Origin of the sequence: Cohnella abietis, from assembly GCF_004295585.1 — a bacterium.
Classification (GTDB): Bacteria; Bacillota; Bacilli; order Paenibacillales; family Paenibacillaceae; genus Cohnella; species Cohnella abietis.
The window spans coordinates 4,322,726-4,341,039 of record NZ_AP019400.1 but is presented as its reverse complement, the minus strand read 5'-3'; the positions used below and the strand labels follow the sequence as shown (position 1 = coordinate 4,341,039).

Annotated in this window: 18 protein-coding genes; 16 read left to right on the top strand and 2 right to left on the bottom strand. The window is 47.9% G+C overall.

What is annotated here, in order from left to right:
* Positions 1-486: 486 nt before the first annotated feature.
* Both KCTCHS21_RS19025 and KCTCHS21_RS19020 read right to left on the bottom strand, forming a co-directional pair.
* Positions 487-1,743 carry a hypothetical protein gene (locus KCTCHS21_RS19025; protein ID WP_130611898.1) on the bottom strand — a complete coding sequence of 419 codons (1,257 nt, stop codon included), beginning with the start codon at positions 1,741-1,743 and terminating at the stop codon, positions 487-489.
* Positions 1,744-1,832: 89 nt separating this feature from the next.
* Entirely contained in the window at positions 1,833-3,068 is a 1,236-nt protein-coding gene (locus KCTCHS21_RS19020) for a nucleotidyltransferase (RefSeq protein WP_130611895.1), read from the bottom strand.
* A 286-nt stretch (positions 3,069-3,354) separates the two neighbouring features.
* On the opposite strand from KCTCHS21_RS19020, the gene KCTCHS21_RS19015 reads away from it, so the two are divergent.
* From KCTCHS21_RS19015 to KCTCHS21_RS18940, 16 genes are all read left to right on the top strand, one after another.
* Positions 3,355-3,873 (top strand): YceD family protein, encoded by a 519-nt coding sequence (locus KCTCHS21_RS19015; RefSeq protein WP_130611892.1) that lies wholly within the window; start codon positions 3,355-3,357, stop codon positions 3,871-3,873.
* A 52-nt stretch (positions 3,874-3,925) separates the two neighbouring features.
* On the top strand, positions 3,926-4,099 hold the full coding sequence (rpmF, locus tag KCTCHS21_RS19010; RefSeq protein ID WP_130611889.1) for a 50S ribosomal protein L32: 174 nt from the start codon (positions 3,926-3,928) through the stop codon (positions 4,097-4,099).
* Positions 4,100-4,256: 157 nt separating this feature from the next.
* On the top strand, positions 4,257-4,832 hold the full coding sequence (gene fapR, locus KCTCHS21_RS19005; RefSeq protein ID WP_130611886.1) for a transcription factor FapR: 576 nt from the start codon (positions 4,257-4,259) through the stop codon (positions 4,830-4,832).
* Positions 4,833-4,845: 13 nt separating this feature from the next.
* Positions 4,846-5,835 carry a phosphate acyltransferase PlsX gene (gene plsX, locus KCTCHS21_RS19000; RefSeq protein WP_130611883.1) on the top strand — a complete coding sequence of 330 codons (990 nt, stop codon included), beginning with the start codon at positions 4,846-4,848 and terminating at the stop codon, positions 5,833-5,835.
* A 10-nt stretch (positions 5,836-5,845) separates the two neighbouring features.
* Positions 5,846-6,832, top strand: coding sequence for a beta-ketoacyl-ACP synthase III (locus tag KCTCHS21_RS18995; protein WP_130611880.1), 987 nt, complete (start codon positions 5,846-5,848; stop codon positions 6,830-6,832).
* Between the two features lie 45 nt (positions 6,833-6,877).
* The gene (fabD, locus tag KCTCHS21_RS18990; RefSeq protein ID WP_130611877.1) at positions 6,878-7,798 is read left to right on the top strand and encodes an ACP S-malonyltransferase; all 921 of its coding nucleotides are present in this window, start codon (positions 6,878-6,880) and stop codon (positions 7,796-7,798) included.
* A gap of 45 nt (positions 7,799-7,843) precedes the next feature.
* The gene (gene fabG, locus KCTCHS21_RS18985; protein ID WP_130616586.1) at positions 7,844-8,590 is read left to right on the top strand and encodes a 3-oxoacyl-[acyl-carrier-protein] reductase; all 747 of its coding nucleotides are present in this window, start codon (positions 7,844-7,846) and stop codon (positions 8,588-8,590) included.
* Positions 8,591-8,742: 152 nt separating this feature from the next.
* Positions 8,743-8,976: an acyl carrier protein gene (gene acpP, locus KCTCHS21_RS18980; RefSeq protein WP_115990925.1), complete on the top strand. Its 234-nt coding sequence runs from the start codon at positions 8,743-8,745 to the stop codon at positions 8,974-8,976.
* 100 nt (positions 8,977-9,076) lie between these two features.
* Positions 9,077-10,315, top strand: coding sequence for a beta-ketoacyl-ACP synthase II (gene fabF / locus KCTCHS21_RS18975; RefSeq protein WP_130616585.1), 1,239 nt, complete (start codon positions 9,077-9,079; stop codon positions 10,313-10,315).
* A gap of 79 nt (positions 10,316-10,394) precedes the next feature.
* Entirely contained in the window at positions 10,395-11,096 is a 702-nt protein-coding gene (gene rnc, locus KCTCHS21_RS18970; RefSeq protein WP_130611874.1) for a ribonuclease III, read from the top strand.
* 29 nt (positions 11,097-11,125) lie between these two features.
* On the top strand, positions 11,126-14,701 hold the full coding sequence (gene smc / locus KCTCHS21_RS18965; protein ID WP_130611871.1) for a chromosome segregation protein SMC: 3,576 nt from the start codon (positions 11,126-11,128) through the stop codon (positions 14,699-14,701).
* A 47-nt stretch (positions 14,702-14,748) separates the two neighbouring features.
* Positions 14,749-15,753, top strand: coding sequence for a signal recognition particle-docking protein FtsY (gene ftsY, locus KCTCHS21_RS18960; protein ID WP_130611868.1), 1,005 nt, complete (start codon positions 14,749-14,751; stop codon positions 15,751-15,753).
* A gap of 164 nt (positions 15,754-15,917) precedes the next feature.
* Positions 15,918-16,268: a YlxM family DNA-binding protein gene (ylxM, locus tag KCTCHS21_RS18955; protein ID WP_130611865.1), complete on the top strand. Its 351-nt coding sequence runs from the start codon at positions 15,918-15,920 to the stop codon at positions 16,266-16,268.
* Between the two features lie 62 nt (positions 16,269-16,330).
* Entirely contained in the window at positions 16,331-17,710 is a 1,380-nt protein-coding gene (gene ffh / locus KCTCHS21_RS18950) for a signal recognition particle protein (RefSeq protein ID WP_130611862.1), read from the top strand.
* Positions 17,711-17,746: 36 nt separating this feature from the next.
* A complete protein-coding gene (rpsP, locus tag KCTCHS21_RS18945; RefSeq protein WP_130611858.1) occupies positions 17,747-18,019 on the top strand; it encodes a 30S ribosomal protein S16 in 273 nt (90 codons plus the stop codon).
* A 26-nt stretch (positions 18,020-18,045) separates the two neighbouring features.
* Positions 18,046-18,279 (top strand): KH domain-containing protein, encoded by a 234-nt coding sequence (locus KCTCHS21_RS18940; protein WP_130611854.1) that lies wholly within the window; start codon positions 18,046-18,048, stop codon positions 18,277-18,279.
* The last annotated feature ends 35 nt before the right edge of the window (positions 18,280-18,314 follow it).

The window sequence follows — 18,314 nt, the reverse complement described above, 5'->3', positions numbered from 1 at the left end:
CGTGCTTATTGGTGGTAAAATGGCTTCTTATTTGGTCTAACGAACCCCAGTGGCTCTATTGAGTCATATACAGAAGGAAAGTTACTACTTTACTGGATATAGCGTGTTTGGAGTTCGTTGCAACATAAAACCATTACATTTTAGTCAAATAAGAGTTACTCAGTTCGTTAGTTGTATGTTCCGTTTATGGAACAGATAGGTTTCATACTAATAATTTGAGGTAGCGATGAAAAACATTGAAAAACATCGCTAATGGAACCTCGAGCCGGCCGCGAAGAAGGGAGTACGATTAAAAACATCGTAATTTCGTGTATGCAGCAATCTTTTGAGTAACATCCCTCGCAGAGGCGATGAATAACATCGCTAATGAAACCTCGAGCCCGCCGGCAAGCAGAGAGTGCGATTAAAAACATCGTAGTTTCATGTATTCAACAATCATTTGAGTAACATCCCTTGTAGAGCGGTGTCCCGCGCTGCACCGCCGCACTACTGAGGTGAAGAAGGCGGGAGGGTGTTGTCTCTTTTTTTTGGCGTTTTCGGACGGATGAGTAAGGCGAACAAGGCGAGCAGTAGAAAAACTGCAAAGCTGGCCAATGCTATTATAATATTTTCAGTGAGGTGTCCCCAGCCGCTAGGCAGAGGGCCTGTTGTCGTCCAAGCTTCTAGAGCAATCCAATGATTAGGCCATATGCTTGTCATAAAGCTTTGCACTGGGCTAGATAGGGCAGCCAACGCGAGCGGGTAGGTTATAAGCAGGGCGATAGCACTGTGGAGTAGACGACTTGCAATCACTTTGCCCCAAGGGAAGTCCGAGCCTGCTCTGAAGGCTGCACGAGCTTGTAGTAGGCCGCTCCAGCCACTCCAGGCTAAAGCAGCAGCAAGTAGAGCCGCTCCTTGCTCAGGGGCAGAGGAGAACAGTGCGGAGCGGCTGCTTTCGTAAGCGCCGAGATGCATTTCATAGAACCCTGGTACTGCAAGCCAAATGTCATTGCCAGGGAAGAATAGTTGAATTAAGCATACGACAACAGCACTCATCATCATGAGTCCGCCGATTGTCATAAGAGATCCCACTGCATTCGTAACGGAATCGGCGAGCTGCTTACCAAGAGGGCGACCATCATCTCTTCGTGCATCTGCTGCTGTACGCAAGGCTCTTTTTAGTAAGGCGCGGGGGTGATTTAATGGGATCTGTGGCACTTTGGGCTTGCGAGGTTTAGCAATTCTGGCCCATATAAAGCCGGTTACAACTACAGAAAGCCAAAGTCCTAAAGCGATTGCCCACCCAAGCTCCGGGGATTGTAGAAACGCGCACCCAATAACGAGTACAACCAAGAATGGGCTCGGCAAATGAGAGACAAGAAGAACAGTATCCACATCATCCTTCTCTATCATGCCGTCCTCAAGTAGGCGAGCGGTCTCTTTGGCGCCTGCTGGTACACCTGCCGACCAGCCAAAGGCAATCGCCCAGCCGGATGCACCAGGCAAGCGGAATAAGCCTCGTGTTAGCGGCTCTGTCAATGTAGCTATGCCGTGAAGTAAACCAGATGCAGCTAGAAGCTCTGCTAGCATTAAGGGTGGCAGAAGACCAGGGAAAACGTTCTGCCACCAGATTTGTAAACCTGACAAGGAAGCACGAAAGGCTTCGCCAGGTGAATGGACGATTCCAGCTACGACAAGCAATGCTGCTGTGCCGAGAATAATGGAAAGGAGGGCCGACCCTCTTCGTTTCCAAACTTTAGCCATAATATGTCGCCTCCCACGGACAAGTACAATACAATGTACGCCTTGTTTGGGAGGGATAGACCTTCTTGTCCAATTTGGAATCAGCTTAGTTAAATACGAATTGGCGGTTTAGTATAATCGCGCATTGCTGCGGCGGGGCTATTATCCTGGAATGCAAGCGAATATACGGCAGATGCACGCGCATCTAGAGAGAGATAAGGCAAGTTTCCCTTTGCAGCGGAAGTCACAACCGGAACCTTCGCCTTTTTACGCATGTCGTGGAGCAGTCGTTGCCCTCGTTCTGTAAATCCAAGCACACGAATATATTCGACTCCCGTGGCCAATCGGTTGGCGTTAAGCAGCTCTTTGTGATGACCGAGCAGTATACGTAGAAGCATTCTCTGTAGCTTTGTATGAGTATATCTTTTGGTTTTTAATGCTTGAAGCAGTGAGGTTACGGTCATTTCTGGTAAGCTAGTCAACACGTTTTTGATTCGATGCTCTAGCCCTTCTGTTACTTCGGCGTAAGTCTCAAGCTGAGACGGATGCTGGCGATATAATTCATGAAAGAGCGGGCGGGTGAAATGTCCCCAGTGAATGGGTGCTTGTCCGGCAGCGATTTCCCTCTGTAAAATATCGATTGTGGATGGTGGAACATAGGAGACGAGTTGCTCTAATGAGCCGGTATCGCCTAGTAAGAGCTTACGTAGAGCAGTAGCGCTGGCGATTTGCACATCTGTTATGTTGGATTGATTATATTCAGACTTTTCGCGGCGAAGGGTGAATGGGGTAATTGGACTATTTATTTTGCGTAAAGCCATTAAATAATGGAGCCCGAGTGTATGATTAGGCTGCTCAAGGGAGAATGATAGACTGTCCATTCCTTTAGCTTGTAAATAAGCTTTAGCAGCTGCTGTAAATGCCGATGGATAGGGCAAACCTTCTTTAAGCTTTGCAGACAAAGCAGAAGTAAACTCCGGTGGTTCGTCCGCAAGCAATGAAGCCATGATCTCAAGTGATTGCAGATCCCCGCTCTCACTTCCGAAGCAGATACTATCTACGACGCCGGTTGCTTCTAATGTTGCAATGGATCCATAAGCGAACCACTGCGCAGGTTGTGAGCTGTAGGCTACTGGCAGCTCAAGAACAAGATCGCAGCCTGCGTGCAGTGCCATTTCGGTACGAGCCCATTTATCAGCCAATGCGGGTTCGCCGCGCTGGAGGAAATGACCGCTCATAACCGCTACGACATTGTCCGAGCCCGTTATTTTCTTGGATTGCTGCAAATGATAAAGATGTCCATTGTGTAATGGGTTATACTCTACAATAACTCCGACTGTTGACATGCCAGTCTCCTTTTGATCGTTTTACGTAACTTCACAAGCCCCAAAAGAGCAGAGAAAGCTGTTTATGCTTGTACGATCACACAGTATAATTTACTATATCCTTATACTCTTCTGTTCGTTGGTACAAGCTTATAGCTATTTTAAGGACGTAAAAGCTGTTGTACCTGTTTGCCACAATATAACATGCAGACGTCTTCAAGAGAAGATTACTTGATAAGTCTCTGAAATTGTTGACAAAGACCCCCTAATCTCGATATAATAATTTTTGTTTGTTTGGAGTGATTTTATGTTGTTAAAAGTTCAAGAGCTTGTATCCCGGCAGCAGCCGTTAGAGCTACAAGGAACTCTCGACATGACGGACATGTTCCGGAACAGCCCGGAATACAGCCCGCTCGAGCCTATGAAATACGATTTAGTCGCAGAAGCTGCTGACGATCGAATTCTGGTGTCGGGTAATCTCACCTGTAATGTTCGAATGCAGTGCTCGCGCTGCTTGGACATCTTCGATGAGAACGTTCAGCTTTCCTTTGAGGAGCAATTTCGGATTGCCAAAGATGGAGAAGCTGAGTTGAATGAAGATGATGAAGCCGTACTGGTAACGGAGGAACGGATCGATCTTTCGCCATATTTGGCGCAGGAGCTGGTGGTCCAATTGCCGTATGCACCCCTATGCAGTGAGGATTGCAAAGGCTTGTGCCCGGATTGCGGGATTAACCTGAATGAACAATCGTGCGGTTGCAATACGGGGAAGGTTGATATCCGTATGGCTGCGCTTCAGGATTGGTTTAAATCTCAGAAAGAATAAGTTCGGCTTGTAAAGCCGTAACGAATTTGGACCTGATAAGGAGGTGGCAGCAATGGCAGTACCTTTTGCAAAAACATCGAAAGCCCGCAAGAACAAGCGCCGGACACACTTTAAACTGGTTGTTCCTGGTATGGTGAAATGCGAACAGTGTGGCGAATTGAAAATTTCGCACCGCGTCTGTAAAGTATGCGGTACGTACAAATCGCGTGAAATTATCAAGCAATAAAGCTTAGGACGCGTCTGGATTCACGACGGGGAAACGTAATCGATTGATTTCTAGCGATTATGACGTTACTTGCGGTCGTTGCATACGGGCGCGTTTTTCTTTAGCCTCTTTTTGGCACCAGGTATTAAAGGTTATCTACAAGAAAGCGGTGGTGCTCTTGGAACGCCTCCCGAAACGTCAGCGCCATCAAAGGCTCAGTGAGCTATTGGACGAAAATCCATTTCTCACCGACCGCGAGCTGACTCGTCAACTGAAGGTTAGCATCCAGACCATTCGTTTGGATCGATTGGAATTGGCCATACCGGAGCTTAGGGAAAGACTGAAGCTAATGGCGGAGAGATCACATGATTCCGTTCGATCTCTGCCCTTACACGAAGTCATCGGTGACATCGTGGATCTGCAGCTAGATAAGAGTGGGATTTCTTTATTTGAGATTAGCGATGAGCATGTTTTTTCCCGATCAGGAATTGCACGGGGACATCATGTATTTGCGCAAGCGAATTCACTCGCTGTCGCTGTTATCAATGACGAGATTGCTTTAACGGCATCCGCAGATCTTCGGTTTATTCGTCCCGCTCGATTCGGGGAAAAATGTATAGCGAAGGCTTATGTTAGAGCTAGTGGTGAACAAAAGGGAAAAGCTAAAGTTGAAGTGTTTACATATGTAGGGGAAGAAATGGTGTTTCAAGGAAACTTTATCATCTATCGGTCCGCAGGAGAATCGAAAACATAAAGGAGTGAAGCTCATGCGGATTGCGATTGATGCTATGGGCGGTGACAATGCGCCACATGCTCACGTCGAGAGTGCGTTGTCTGCAGCAGCGGAATGGCCGGATACACAATTGATTTTAGTTGGTAATCCAGAGGTGCTCCAGCCTTTGTTGGGAAAGGGAGCTCCTAGTAATATTACCATTGTGCCTGCTTTAGAAATCATTGATAATACAGACGAGCCTGTAAAGGCTGTCCGCCGCAAAACGGATTCATCCATGGTTGTGGCTGGACGACTGGTCAAAGAAGGTAACGCAGATGCTATGATATCAGCAGGGAATACTGGTGCCCTCATGGCGACTGGGCTGCTAGTATTAGGGCGCCTTAAAGGAATAGAACGTCCAGGTTTAGCGGCAATTTTCCCTACATTGGATAATCAGGGTGTGCTTGCTCTCGATATGGGAGCAAACATGGATGCGAAGCCAGAGCATCTTCTACAGTATGCGCTAATGGGAAGCCTCTACCGCAGTAAGGTTCACGGTATTAGTAAGCCGAGAGTGGGCTTGCTTAACGTGGGTACTGAAGCGGCGAAAGGTAATGAGTTAACGAAGGTTGCATTTGGGTTGCTCGAGCAGGCGCCGATTAATTTTATAGGTAACATTGAGGCGCGTGACGTATTGGATGGGCAATGTGATGTTATTATATGCGATGGTTTCTCCGGCAATATTTTGTTGAAAGCTTTAGAAGGAGCAGCCTCGACTATTTTCAAGCTGCTTCGCGAGGAACTAACTGCATCTTTTACTTCTAAGCTAGCTGCAGCTGTTCTTAAGCCAAGCTTTCGCCGGGTTCGAGATAGAATGGATTATAATGAATATAATGGAGCGCCATTGCTCGGTGTTAATGGATTGGTCGTTAAAGGGCATGGATCCTCGGATGCGAATGCAATGAAGACGGCAATTCGGCAAACACGCACGGCAATCGGCAATAGGCTAATCGCGGCATTAGCCGATGAATTCAGCGGAAAGTGAGACGAGACGCATGAATGGAATTTCCGTAGGCATTCTTGGAACGGGTAAATACGTTCCGGACCGCCGCTTAACAAATCAAGAATTGGAACAAATGGTGGAAACGAACGACGAGTGGATTGTAACTCGTACCGGAATTCGGGAAAGAAGAATTGCCGCTCCGGAACAAGCGACTTCCGATCTTGCTTATGAAGCTTCCATACTCGCATTACAAGCGGCCGGAATTACGGCTGATGAGCTCGATTTAATTATCGTCGCGACGATAACTCCGGATATGTTTTTTCCGTCAACGGCATGTTTGCTGCAAGAAAAGCTTGGTGCCAAGAAGGCGGCTGCCTTTGATTTGTCTGCTGCCTGTTCAGGATTTATTTACGGGTTAGCAAATGGGACTGGACTTATTGCAACGGGAATGTATCGTCATGTACTCGTTGTCGGTGCTGAGTGCTTGTCTCGTATAACAGATTATACGGATCGCAATACGGCTATTCTTTTCGGAGATGGTGCTGGTGCGGTTGTTCTTGGTCAAGTTCCAGAAGGACGTGGTTTTAAATCGTTCAAGCTCGGAGCTGATGGTGCTGGTGGGGATCTGCTTCGAATTTGTGGCGGTGGCTCTAGGTATCCATCAACTGAGCAGTCTGTAACAGACCGACGCCACTTTATTGAAATGAACGGTCGGGATGTATTCAAGTTCGCCGTTAGAATAATGGGAAGCGCAGCAGAGGAAGCTTTGGCTGAAGCCGGGTTAGAAAAGTCCGATATCGACCTGCTTATTCCTCATCAAGCCAATATTCGTATCATTCAATCCGCTTTGGAAAGATTGGATCTTCCAGAAGAGAAGGCAATGATCAATCTTGACCGTTATGGAAATGTTTCAGCCGGCTCCATACCGATTGCACTTGCTGAAGCAGTGGAACAAAATCGCGTTAAGGAAGGCGATACCCTTGTACTTGTCGGATTCGGCGGCGGATTAACTTGGGGCGCTTCTGTCTTGGTTTGGTAAGTTTATTTTTAATGTTTATGCCGCGTGGCTAAGGGAGGAATTACTTTGGGTAAGATTGCATTCGTATTTCCCGGACAAGGTGCGCAAGCGATAGGCATGGGTAAAGATGCTTATGAGAGCAATCCCGCAGCACGAGCTATATTTGATCAAGCTGACCTAACACTAGGGTTCTCGATATCGAAGCTGGCGTTTGAAGGTCCTGATGAACAACTGCGTCAGACAGCTAATACGCAGCCTGCGCTTTTGGCAACAAGCATAGCTTTGCTTGAAACCTATAAGAGCCAGGGCGTTACTCCTGATTTTGTTGCTGGACATTCCTTAGGGGAATATAGCGCACTTGTAGCGGCAGGAGTATTATCCTTTGAGGATGCGATTCGACTGGTACGGTCTCGTGGTCAATTTATGGAGCAAGCTGTACCTAGCGGGGAAGGTGCGATGGCAGCGGTGCTTGGCGCAGAACGTGAAGCCTTGCAAGCACTATGCACAGATATATCTGCATCGGGAGCGCTTGTGGAGCTAGCTAACGTCAACTGTCCTGGTCAGATTGTTGTATCAGGCTCCGCTCAGGGAGTTGCGGCAGTTGTTGAACGAGGCAAAGAAGCGGGAGCTAAGAGAGTAATACCGCTTGATGTGAGCGGACCATTTCACTCTTCTCTTATGCAGCCTGCGGCTGATAATTTAGCGAGTGAGCTGTCGAAGATATCATTCAATGTCGCTCAAGTGCCTGTTGTAGCTAACGTACATGCCTTACCTGTTACATCTGGTGAAGAGCTTCGCGAGCTGCTTGTGAAACAAGTTGTTTCTCCCGTTCAGTGGGAGGATACGATAAAGTTTCTGATCGGTGAGGGAGTCGATACCTTCGTGGAAATCGGTTCGGGCACTGTGCTGGCTGGATTGATTAAGAAAATCGACAAATCAGTGCAAATCATCTCGGTGAACACTGCAGCGACCGCAGTTGCACAATGAAGCTGAAACAGCGACAATGGACGAGAGGGTGAATCTAATATGGCGATGTGGGACTTGAGTGGTAAAAGTGCGCTAGTAACCGGGGCATCCCGTGGAATTGGCAGAGCAATTGCGATTGCTCTCGCGGAAGCTGGAGCAGACGTAGCCGTTAATTATTCCGGCAGCGAAGCAGCAGCAGCAGAAACCGTTAAACTGGTTGAAGCGCATGGTCGTAAAGCCATTATGGTGAAGGCCAATGTAGGTAAGGCAGCTGAGTTCGACGAGATGGTATCCCAGACTATTGCAGCATTCGGCAAACTGGATATTCTCGTTAATAATGCGGGCATTACTCGTGATAATCTAATTATGCGTATGAAAGAGTCGGAGTTTGACGAAGTTATCGAGACGAACCTAAAAGGCGTGTTCAACGGCTTGAAGTCCGTTACAAGATCGATGATGAAGCAACGCTCCGGACGCATTATTAATATTTCTTCGGTTGTTGGTACGATTGGTAATGCAGGACAAGCTAACTATGTTGCAGCCAAAGCGGGTGTAATTGGTTTGACAAAGTCAGCCGCTAAGGAATTAGCGTCGCGTGGTATTACAGTTAACGCAATAGCCCCTGGTTTTATTGAATCGGATATGACCGATAAGCTTCCTGAGGAATATAGGGTAAAGCTGCTCGGAGAAATCCCGATTGGAAGAATGGGCCGTCCCGAGGACATCGCGGCGGCCGTGATTTACTTAGCTTCAGATGCGGCATCCTATATGACCGGCCAAACGATTCACGTCGATGGCGGGATGTATATGTAGCTTTGTTTTACATGGTATCCATGTGAGCTTGCATTTGAATGCCGCGTATAACGCGGCTTCCTCGGATGTACAGATTTGCACGGCTTCCGCGTAATGCATCTATGGCTTTTTGTCCATGATTCACGTATAATACGTTAAGGGAGGTGAACCGGATGTCAGATGTACAAGAACGTGTAAAACGCATCGTTATCGAACGCCTAGGTGTTGAAGAGGCAGAGGTAACAGCCGAAGCATCCTTCAAAGACGACTTAGGCGCTGATTCTCTCGATGTGGTAGAGCTCGTTATGGAACTCGAAGACGAATTCGACTTGGAGATTTCAGACGAGGATGCAGAGAAGATTACAACCGTGGGAGAAGTCGTTAAATACATACAATCTCATGCGTAATGATCGACCGAGTCCCGTTATTGCGACGGGACTTCTGCACATTTAGGCACCGCTTCACACTAGGGGAGCGAGATTGAAATACCCTGAAGAGGTGAATGGTTTGACACAGCGTGTTGTTGTCACAGGTATGGGGGTCGTAACGTCCCTCGGATCCGATTTGCCTACATTTTGGAGTAATATATTAAATGGCAAATCAGGAATTAGTCAAATAGAAGCATTCGATACAACCGAATATACAACTAAGATAGCTGCAGAAATTAAGGATTTTGATCCTAGCGCATATATCGATAAAAAAGAAATACGCAAGATGGACCGCTTTGTGCAGTTTGGAGTTATGGCTAGTAAGCTAGCAGTTGAAGACGCAAACCTTGTTATTGGCGACAATGCAGACCCAGAACGTGTGGGCGTTGTTGTTGGCTCAGGTATCGGTGGTTTAGGTACTTGGGAAGATCAGCATACAATATTGATGGAGAAGGGCCCGCGTCGCGTAAGCCCATTCTTCATTCCGATGATGATTGCTAACATGGCAAGCGGACAAGTGTCTATTAGCACTGGAGCCAAAGGTCCGAACTCCGCAGCGGTATCAGCTTGCGCAACAGGAACACATTCCATTGGTGACAGCTTTAAGATGATTCAGCGTGGAGATGCCGACGTTATGATCTGCGGCGGTGCCGAAGCTACGATTCGCCCAATTGGTATGGCAGGCTTTTGTTCGATGAGAGCTATGAGTACCCGCAACGATGAGCCCGAGAAAGCTAGCCGTCCATTTGATGTGGATCGTGATGGTTTCGTAATGGGTGAGGGTGCAGGTGTTCTTATTCTTGAATCGCTAGAGCATGCACAACAAAGAGGCGCTCGCATTTATGCTGAAGTAATCGGCTATGGAATGAGCGGCGATGCCTATCACATGACGGATCCTGATCCGGATGGTGCGGCTCGTTGTATGAAGAAGGCGTTGAATGACGCTGGAATCGAGCCTGAGGCTATTCAGTATATTAACGCTCACGGAACATCAACAGGAGTTGGCGATAAATCTGAAACGACTGCGATTAAGAAAGCTTTCGGCGATCACGCTTACAAGCTTGCGGTCAGCTCGACTAAATCAATGACTGGGCATCTTCTTGGAGCTGCTGGTGGCGTTGAAGCGGTAATATTGGGATTGACGCTGCAAAATGGTGTTATTCCTCCAACAGTTAATTTGGATAATCAAGATCCTGAGCTTGATTTGGATTATGTTCCGAATACAGCGCGTGAAGCGGATGTGCAAGTGGCTTTGTCGAACTCCTTTGGATTTGGCGGTCATAATGCGACCATAATTATGCGTAAATACGAAGCCTAATAAGCGCGTGAACGTCGACGCAGGCGGCCTATGCTGCCTGCGTCGATTGTTTATAAGGGCTGAGCTTGAGGTGAGAGATATGAAGGATGTATTTCAACAATTGCAAGAACGTACTAAGGTGACTTTCCGCAATTCCGCCTTGTTGAAGCAAGCTTTCACGCATGCCTCCTATGTGAATGAGCAACGAGGAGCCCGCATTGAAGATAATGAAAGATTAGAGTTTCTTGGCGATGCGGTGCTGCAGCTGACCGTATCCGAATATTTATATCGCCTCTATCCGGATTCTCCGGAAGGGGAAATGACCCGTTTGCGGGCGAGTATCGTCTGTGAACCATCGCTTGTCCGTTTTGCCGAGGCGCTCGAATTCGGGCAGGTCGTGCTGCTGGGCAAAGGGGAGGAGCAAACGGGAGGCCGGACTAGGCCATCTTTGCTTGCGGACGCTTTTGAAGCGTTCTTAGGCGCTCTTTATTTGGATCAGGGATTAAATGCTGTTCGTGCGTTTTTAGATCGCTATTTATTTTCTTTACTTCCTAGGGACAAGCAAGCATCACTCAAGGATTTCAAGACGGAGCTGCAGGAGAAAGTACAACAATTGTCAATGGGAGCGCTTGATTACCAGATCGTGGAGGAGCTTGGGCCCGCTCATGATCGGGAATTCGTAGCTATTGTTGTTGTCGGCAAGAAGCAGCTCGGCAAGGGGATCGGACGATCAAAGAAGGAAGCGGAGCAGCAAGCTGCTTCTGAAGCGCTGACAACGTTTGCGAAGCAATATCCAGAGTAAGGGCCGACTCGAGAGGGGAATTTATCCTTATGTTTTTGAAAAGAATCGAGCTGACTGGTTTTAAGTCATTCGCGGACCGGACCGAGTTGGAATTTGTGCGTGGTATTACTGCGGTGGTCGGACCAAATGGGAGTGGAAAGAGCAACATTTCCGATGGCATTCGTTGGGTGCTCGGTGAGCAAAGTGCGAAATCCCTTCGCGGTGGCAATATGCAAGATATTATTTTTGCCGGGAGTGATTCTCGTAAGGCTGTTAACTTTGGGGAAGTCTCTTTAACGCTAGATAATATGGACAAGGCGTTGCCACTAGACTTCAGCGAGGTTACGGTTACGCGTAGGGTTCATCGGAATGGTGAAAGCGAGTACTTAATTAATAAGCAGCCTTGCCGACTGAAGGATATTACTGAGCTGTTCATGGACACGGGTATTGGACGTGAAGCTTATTCTATTATCGGGCAAGGGAGAATTGAGGAAATCTTAAGCACGCGGTCTGAGGATCGGCGGGGGATTTTCGAAGAAGCTTCAGGAATCGTGAAATACAAAAGCCGGAAAAAGGAAGCGCAGAAGAAGCTTGAGGATACAGAGGGCAATCTGCTGCGGATTCACGATTTGGTTAGCGAGCTTAAAGGTCAGATCGAGCCGTTGAAAAATCAATCGGAAAAAGCCGAGGCTTATAAGCAATTAAAAGAGGATTTGAAAAATAAAGAAATCGCAATGTACGTTCATCAGATCGAAGGAGTTCATACCTCCTGGTCGCAGACGAACGAACGGTTAGCGGTTCTTCGTGATGAGCAGCTCGGTTTGTCGACTTTCGTTAGTCAGCACGATTCGATACTGGAAGAAGAACGTCAGGCGTTAGTTCATCTTGAGGAGCTGTTGGAGAAGCTTCAGGACGAATTGCTGCGCTGCAGTGAGGAAACCGAGAAGTCGGAAGGGTATGTCGAATTGCTTAATGAACGTCGCAGCAATCTCGAACGCACTCGCGAAGGCTTGCAGCAATCGTTGACATCTGCGGAAGAAAGATTCGAACAGGCCTCCGCCGAAGAAGTTGTTCTGAAGGGTAAGCGTGCAGAGCTTGAAGCTTTACTGAAGGAGCAGTCTACTAAGCTCTATGAGGAAGAAGAAAAGCTTGCGTTCGCAGATGGAAGCTCTGAGGCTGAAGAGCGGCTGAAGGCTGAGCTATTCGACACACTTAATGCTATGGCCCAAGCACGTAATGATATCCGTTACGGCGAAGGACAACGTGAAGTGTTGGAGCGTCGGGTTTCAAGGATTAAAGAAGAAGAAGCTAAATGGATGGAGCAATTACAGGCGCTAAAGGACAAGCGTGCTCAGCTGGATCAAAGGCATGAGGCAGTCAAACTGGCATTGACTGAAGTGCGTGATCGTTATGTTGCAGAGGGTGCTCGTTCGTCCGAGCTTCAGCGCAAGCTTGAGGAATTGCAAGCGGGAGTGCGCCGTTTCGAGCAGAAACGTGAAGCGTTAGTTTCTCGTCGGGATACGATTAAAGAGCTGCAAAACGATTATGACGGCTTCCAACACGGTGTTCGGGAAGTGCTAAAGGCGTCTAAACGCGGCAACCTGCATGGTGTTCATGGGGCGGTAGCGGAGCTAATAAATGTACCAGCTCATCTGGAGGTCGCTATCGAAACGGCGCTAGGTGGAGCACTTCAGCATATCGTTATGGAAGACGAGAAGCTTTCTCGTACGGCTATCGCTTATTTGAAGCAGCGCCAGTCAGGTCGCGCGACCTTCCTTCCATTAGATGTTATCCGAGCAAGGCATATGTCAGATAGTGATCGCCGTTCTCTGGAGCAGGCTGATGGCTTTATCGGAGTGGCATCTGAGCTTGTTGGTTCAGAGCCCAAATATGCAGCAATCGTCAGCAGCATGCTTGGAAATGTACTGATTTCAGAAACATTGGAACAAGCTAACCGCATTGCTTCGAGGCTGCAATACCGGTTCCGCGTCGTTACTCGTGACGGCGATATTGTAAATGCCGGCGGGTCAATGACAGGGGGTAGCCTGTCGAAGAAATCTTCTAGCTTGCTTGGCCGTCAGCGGCAGCTTGAAGAATTAGAGCGGGAGATCAAGGAAGCCGAAGTTGCCCGCGAGCGTTCGAAGGCAGAAGTGGACGACTTGAAGAAAGAGCTTGTCATAGCAGCTCAAAATATTGAACAGCTGCGTAATCAAGGCGAGCAGGAACGGTTAAATGAGCAGCAGGTTTCAGGTGAGCACCAGCAGCTTCTACAGGATGAGAAGCAGTTAGATGAGCAGCGCGCCGCGTTGCTTAGTGAGAAGGCCGCCTTTGATATCGAAGCGGGAGGGCTTAATTCTAGCCGGGAAGAAGCCGAAATCCGGCTTGCTGCGCTTACGGAAGAAGAAGGGCGAATTCAGAAGCGAATTGCCGAAGCGGAGGAATTACGCCGTAAGAGCCAATCCGCTAAAGAAGAGCTTCAGGCGACCCTCACAGATATGAAGGTTTCAATAGCACGTATGGAGCAGGACCGGAGTGCGCTGGATGAGCAAGCGAATCGCCAACGTGCTGATTTGTCTCGTTTGACTGTGGAGAGAAAGCAGTTCAAAGAATCTATGGAGCATAATGAGGCAGAAACTGTGCGCACAAATGCAGAATCTGTAGAGCACAGAGAACGGCTCAATGAGCTCCGTATTCAGAAGAAACAATTTACGGAAAACATTGAATTCAAACGTGCAGATCGAGCTGAGAAGCACCGTGATTTGGAGCGCAAGGAAGGCGAAACGAAGGATCAGCGCGCGAAGCTGAGAAGCGTTGAGGAAAGCTTGCGTCAAGCTGAGATTGCGGTTAATAGGATGGATGTAGAGCTCGACAATCTCCTTCGCAAGCTAACAGAGGAATACGAGATTGGATTTGAGCTCGCGAAGGAACGTTATCCCGTTCCTGAGGACATTGTGACTACCCAGAATGAAGTCCGGGATATGAAACGTAAAATAACGATGCTAGGCGAAGTAAATCTAGGGGCAATTGAAGAATATAAGCGGGTATTCGAACGGTTCGACTTCCTATCCGTGCAAGAAAATGACCTTATTGAAGCGAAGACAAAGCTTCACGGCATTATCCGCGAGATGGATGAGGAAATGTCCAAGCGATTCCGCACGACGTTCGAGGAAATACGCAAGCATTTCGTAGTCGTGTTTTCTCGTATGTTCGGTGGCGGTCGTGCCGATCTTGTTCTTGTTGACCCAGATCATCCGTTAGATACAGGTATAGATATCGTTGCACAGCCACCTGGCAAGAAGCTAACCAATTTACAGCTTCTGTCGGGAGGAGAGCGGGCACTTACAGCTATCGCATTGCTTTTCGCTATTTTGAACGTCAAGCCAGTGCCATTCTGCGTATTGGATGAAGTTGAAGCGGCGTTAGATGAAGCGAATGTAGCCCGTTATGCCCAGTACATGAGAGAGTTTTCCGATTCGACGCAATTCATCGTCGTTACTCACCGTAAAGGTACGATGGAGGAAGCGGATGTGTTATACGGGGTTACGATGGAGGAAGGCGGAGTTTCCAAGCTCGTTTCCGTCCGTCTTGAGGACAGCGAGGAACTAACTAGTACAGCTACGGCGTAATAAAGAGACAGATGGTATGCAATAGGAATAGGTTGGAGGAATCGGGTATGAGTTTTTTTAAGAGGTTGAAGGAAAGCATTGCCTCCAAGACGGAAGCGGTAACGAGTAAATTTCGTGAAGGATTGGCGAAAACACGTGATGCGTTTGTTGGTAAAGTAGAGGAACTATTCAGCCGCCGCAAAAAGATAGATGAAGAGTTTTTTGAAGAGCTGGAAGAAATACTGATTGGGGCAGACGTCGGCGTAAATACGGTTATGGGCTTGATCGATGAGCTTCGTGCGGAAGTGAAAAAACGCAAAATTGAAGATCCTGCTGATCTCAGGCCGATTTTGTCAGAGAAGCTAGTGGATATGTTGCAAGGGGAAGACCAAGATATAAATCTCAAAGAAAATGCAAATGGAATTACGGTAATTTTGTTTGTTGGCGTTAACGGCGTTGGTAAAACAACGACAATTGGTAAGCTAGCGTGGCGCTACAAGCAGCAAGGAAAGAAAGTGCTTTTGGCAGCTGGAGATACTTTTCGTGCGGGTGCGATTGAGCAGCTAGAGGTTTGGGGCGGACGTGTAGGGGTTCAGGTTATTAAGCAGGAATCCGGCTCCGACCCTGCAGCGGTTATGTTTGACGCAGTACAAGCTGCGAAAAAGCAAAACGTGGATGTACTGATCTGCGATACGGCTGGGAGATTGCAAAATAAGGCGAACCTTATGGAAGAGCTCGCTAAAATTCATCGGGTTATTCAACGGGAAATTCCTGGTGCCCCACATGAAACCTTGCTAGTGCTTGATGCTACGACAGGTCAGAATGCTCTTCAGCAAGCAAAGCTGTTCGGAGAGAAAAGCGGTGTTACCGGATTGGTGCTTACGAAGCTGGACGGAACGGCAAAGGGTGGTATCGTCATCGCCATCCGCAATGAGCTTTCACTTCCGGTGAAATTCGTTGGCTTGGGAGAGAAGATGGATGACCTGCAGCAGTTCGATGCGGATCAATTCGTTCATGCCCTGTTTGCGGGTTTAGCTGGTACGGATGAAGAGGAAAATACCGAAACGAATTAATGAATAAGATGTTAAGGGATTTCCCTTGACATCTTATTTGCTTTTGAGTAACATAGTGAGAGTAGTTAGGTTGTAAAGGTATTTCCCTTGACAATGAGATTGCGGGTTATCGCAAATGCGATCAAGAACGATTTTTCCGCAGGGGAATGAAGGGGGCAGCCATTGTGGACGGGGAGAAAGCATTAGAAAAGACGAACCGAATCAATGCGCTGTTTGATTTTTACGGACCACTGCTCACTGACAAACAGCAAACATTCTTAAAATGCTACTTTCACGATGATTATACGTTGGGTGAAATTGCAGCCGATTTTCAGATTAGCCGACAAGCAGTGTATGAGCATCTGAAGCGGGCAGAGCAAGTGTTGGAGGATTACGAATCCAAGCTTCAGCTTGCGGACAGGCATGGACGGTTACATGCAGGAATTGATCTGCTGGAGTCGCAAATTGCTGGATTACCGGAACAATGGCGACAGACGTTTGCCGAAACCGCCGCTAAGCTGCGGAGTAGCGAATGAATCGAACAACCCAAGAACAACGATAAATACGTAAAAAACCGTTCCGAAGGAGGGATGGGAATATGGCATTCGAAGGATTATCAACCCGGCTGCAGAACGTATTCGGCAAGCTGAAGGGTCGAGGTAAAGTAAGCGAGGATGATGTTAACGACGCGATGCGTGAGGTGCGTCTTGCCCTCTTGGAAGCTGACGTTAACTTCAAGGTTGTTAAAGATTTCATCGCCAAGGTGAAAGAACGTGCCACTGGCCTAGAGGTAATGAAGAGCTTTACACCTGCGATGGTCATTATCGACATTGTTAACAAAGAATTAACCGAGCTTATGGGCGGCACACAGGAAAAGCTGATTAAGGCGAATAAGCCTCCTACAGTTATTCTAATGGCGGGTCTACAGGGTGCGGGTAAGACAACCTTAACGGGTAAGCTAGCCAAGCTACTGCAATCACAGAATCACAAGCCTTTGCTTGTTGCAGGCGATATCTATCGTCCCGCAGCTATCAAGCAATTGCAAGTGCTCGGAGGCCAGATCAGCGTTCCGGTGTTCACGCTTGGTGACGAGGTTAGTCCTGTCGAAATTGCAAAGCAAGGTGTTCAATTAGCTAAGGATCAAGGTAATGATTATGTCATAATCGATACTGCAGGCCGATTGCAAATTGATGCTGAGCTTATGCAAGAGATCAAAGACATTCATTCTGCGGTCAACCCTGATGAAGTATTACTCGTCGTTGATGCAATGACTGGACAAGAAGCGGTTAATGTTGCAAAAAGCTTCCACGAGCAGCTAGCGCTTACCGGAGTTGTTCTGACTAAGCTTGATGGAGATACTCGTGGTGGTGCTGCGTTATCTGTTAAGGCTGTAACCGGCTGTCCGATCAAGTTTGCTTCAACAGGTGAGAAGATTGATCAGCTTGAAGCGTTCCATCCGGATCGGATGGCTTCGCGAATACTCGGTATGGGTGACATGCTGTCACTGATAGAGAAAGCCCAGACGAACATGGATGCGGAGAAGGCAGCCGAGATGGAGCGCAAAATGCGCACCGCGGATTTCACCTTTGACGATTTCCTTGAGCAGATGGAGCAGGTTCGCAAGATGGGGCCGCTAGATCAGCTGCTTGATATGATGCCTGGAATGAACAAGCTTAAAGGTAATCCGAACTTCAAGATCGATGAGAAGCAAATCGCGCGTACTGAAGCGATTGCTAAGTCAATGACGAAGGCAGAGAAGAAGAAGCCGGATATCATTAACTACAGCCGACGTAAGAGAATAGCGGCAGGTAGCGGAACGACCGTTGCTGACGTTAATCGACTGCTGAAGCAATTCGAGGATATGAAGAAGATGATGAAGCAGTTTTCCGGCATGATGGGTCCTAAAGGACCTAAGGGCGGCATGAAGGGCCTGAAAAACATGTTCGGTGGCGGCAAGAATATGAAGTTCCCGTTCTAAAATAGATTTTATTCTTTTCAAGGAGGTGAAAGTTAAATGTCAGTTCGCATTCGTTTGAAACGTATCGGTGCTCATAAAGCTCCGTTCTATCGCGTAGTTGTTTCGGATTCCCGTTCCCCTCGTGATGGTCGTTTTATTGAAGAAATCGGCGTGTACAATCCGGTTGCTCAACCAGCCCACGTACAAATCGACGAGGAAAAAGCTTTGAAATGGCTGCAAAACGGCGCACAAGCGTCCGATACAGTTCGCAACCTTCTTAGCAAAGCCGGTGTTTTGAAAAAGTTCCACGATTCCAAGCTCCAGAAGTAATCGTCATTAAACCGGAGGGCTGAGCCATGGAACAATTGATTCGGGTCATTGCCCGAGCGTTGGTGGATCATCCGGAAGACGTGCAAATTCAGGTCAAGGAAGACGCGAGAGGCCTGGTGTACGAGCTTTCCGTTCATCCCGACGATGTCGGCAAAGTAATCGGCAAGCAGGGACGTATCGCTAAGGCGGTACGTACGGTAGTCTCTTCCGCTGCAGTTAAGGAGCGGAGGCGCGTCATCGTGGATATTATTTCAGAATAGTTTGGCAGAGGGGCCGTACCGTGCGTTATTGCATG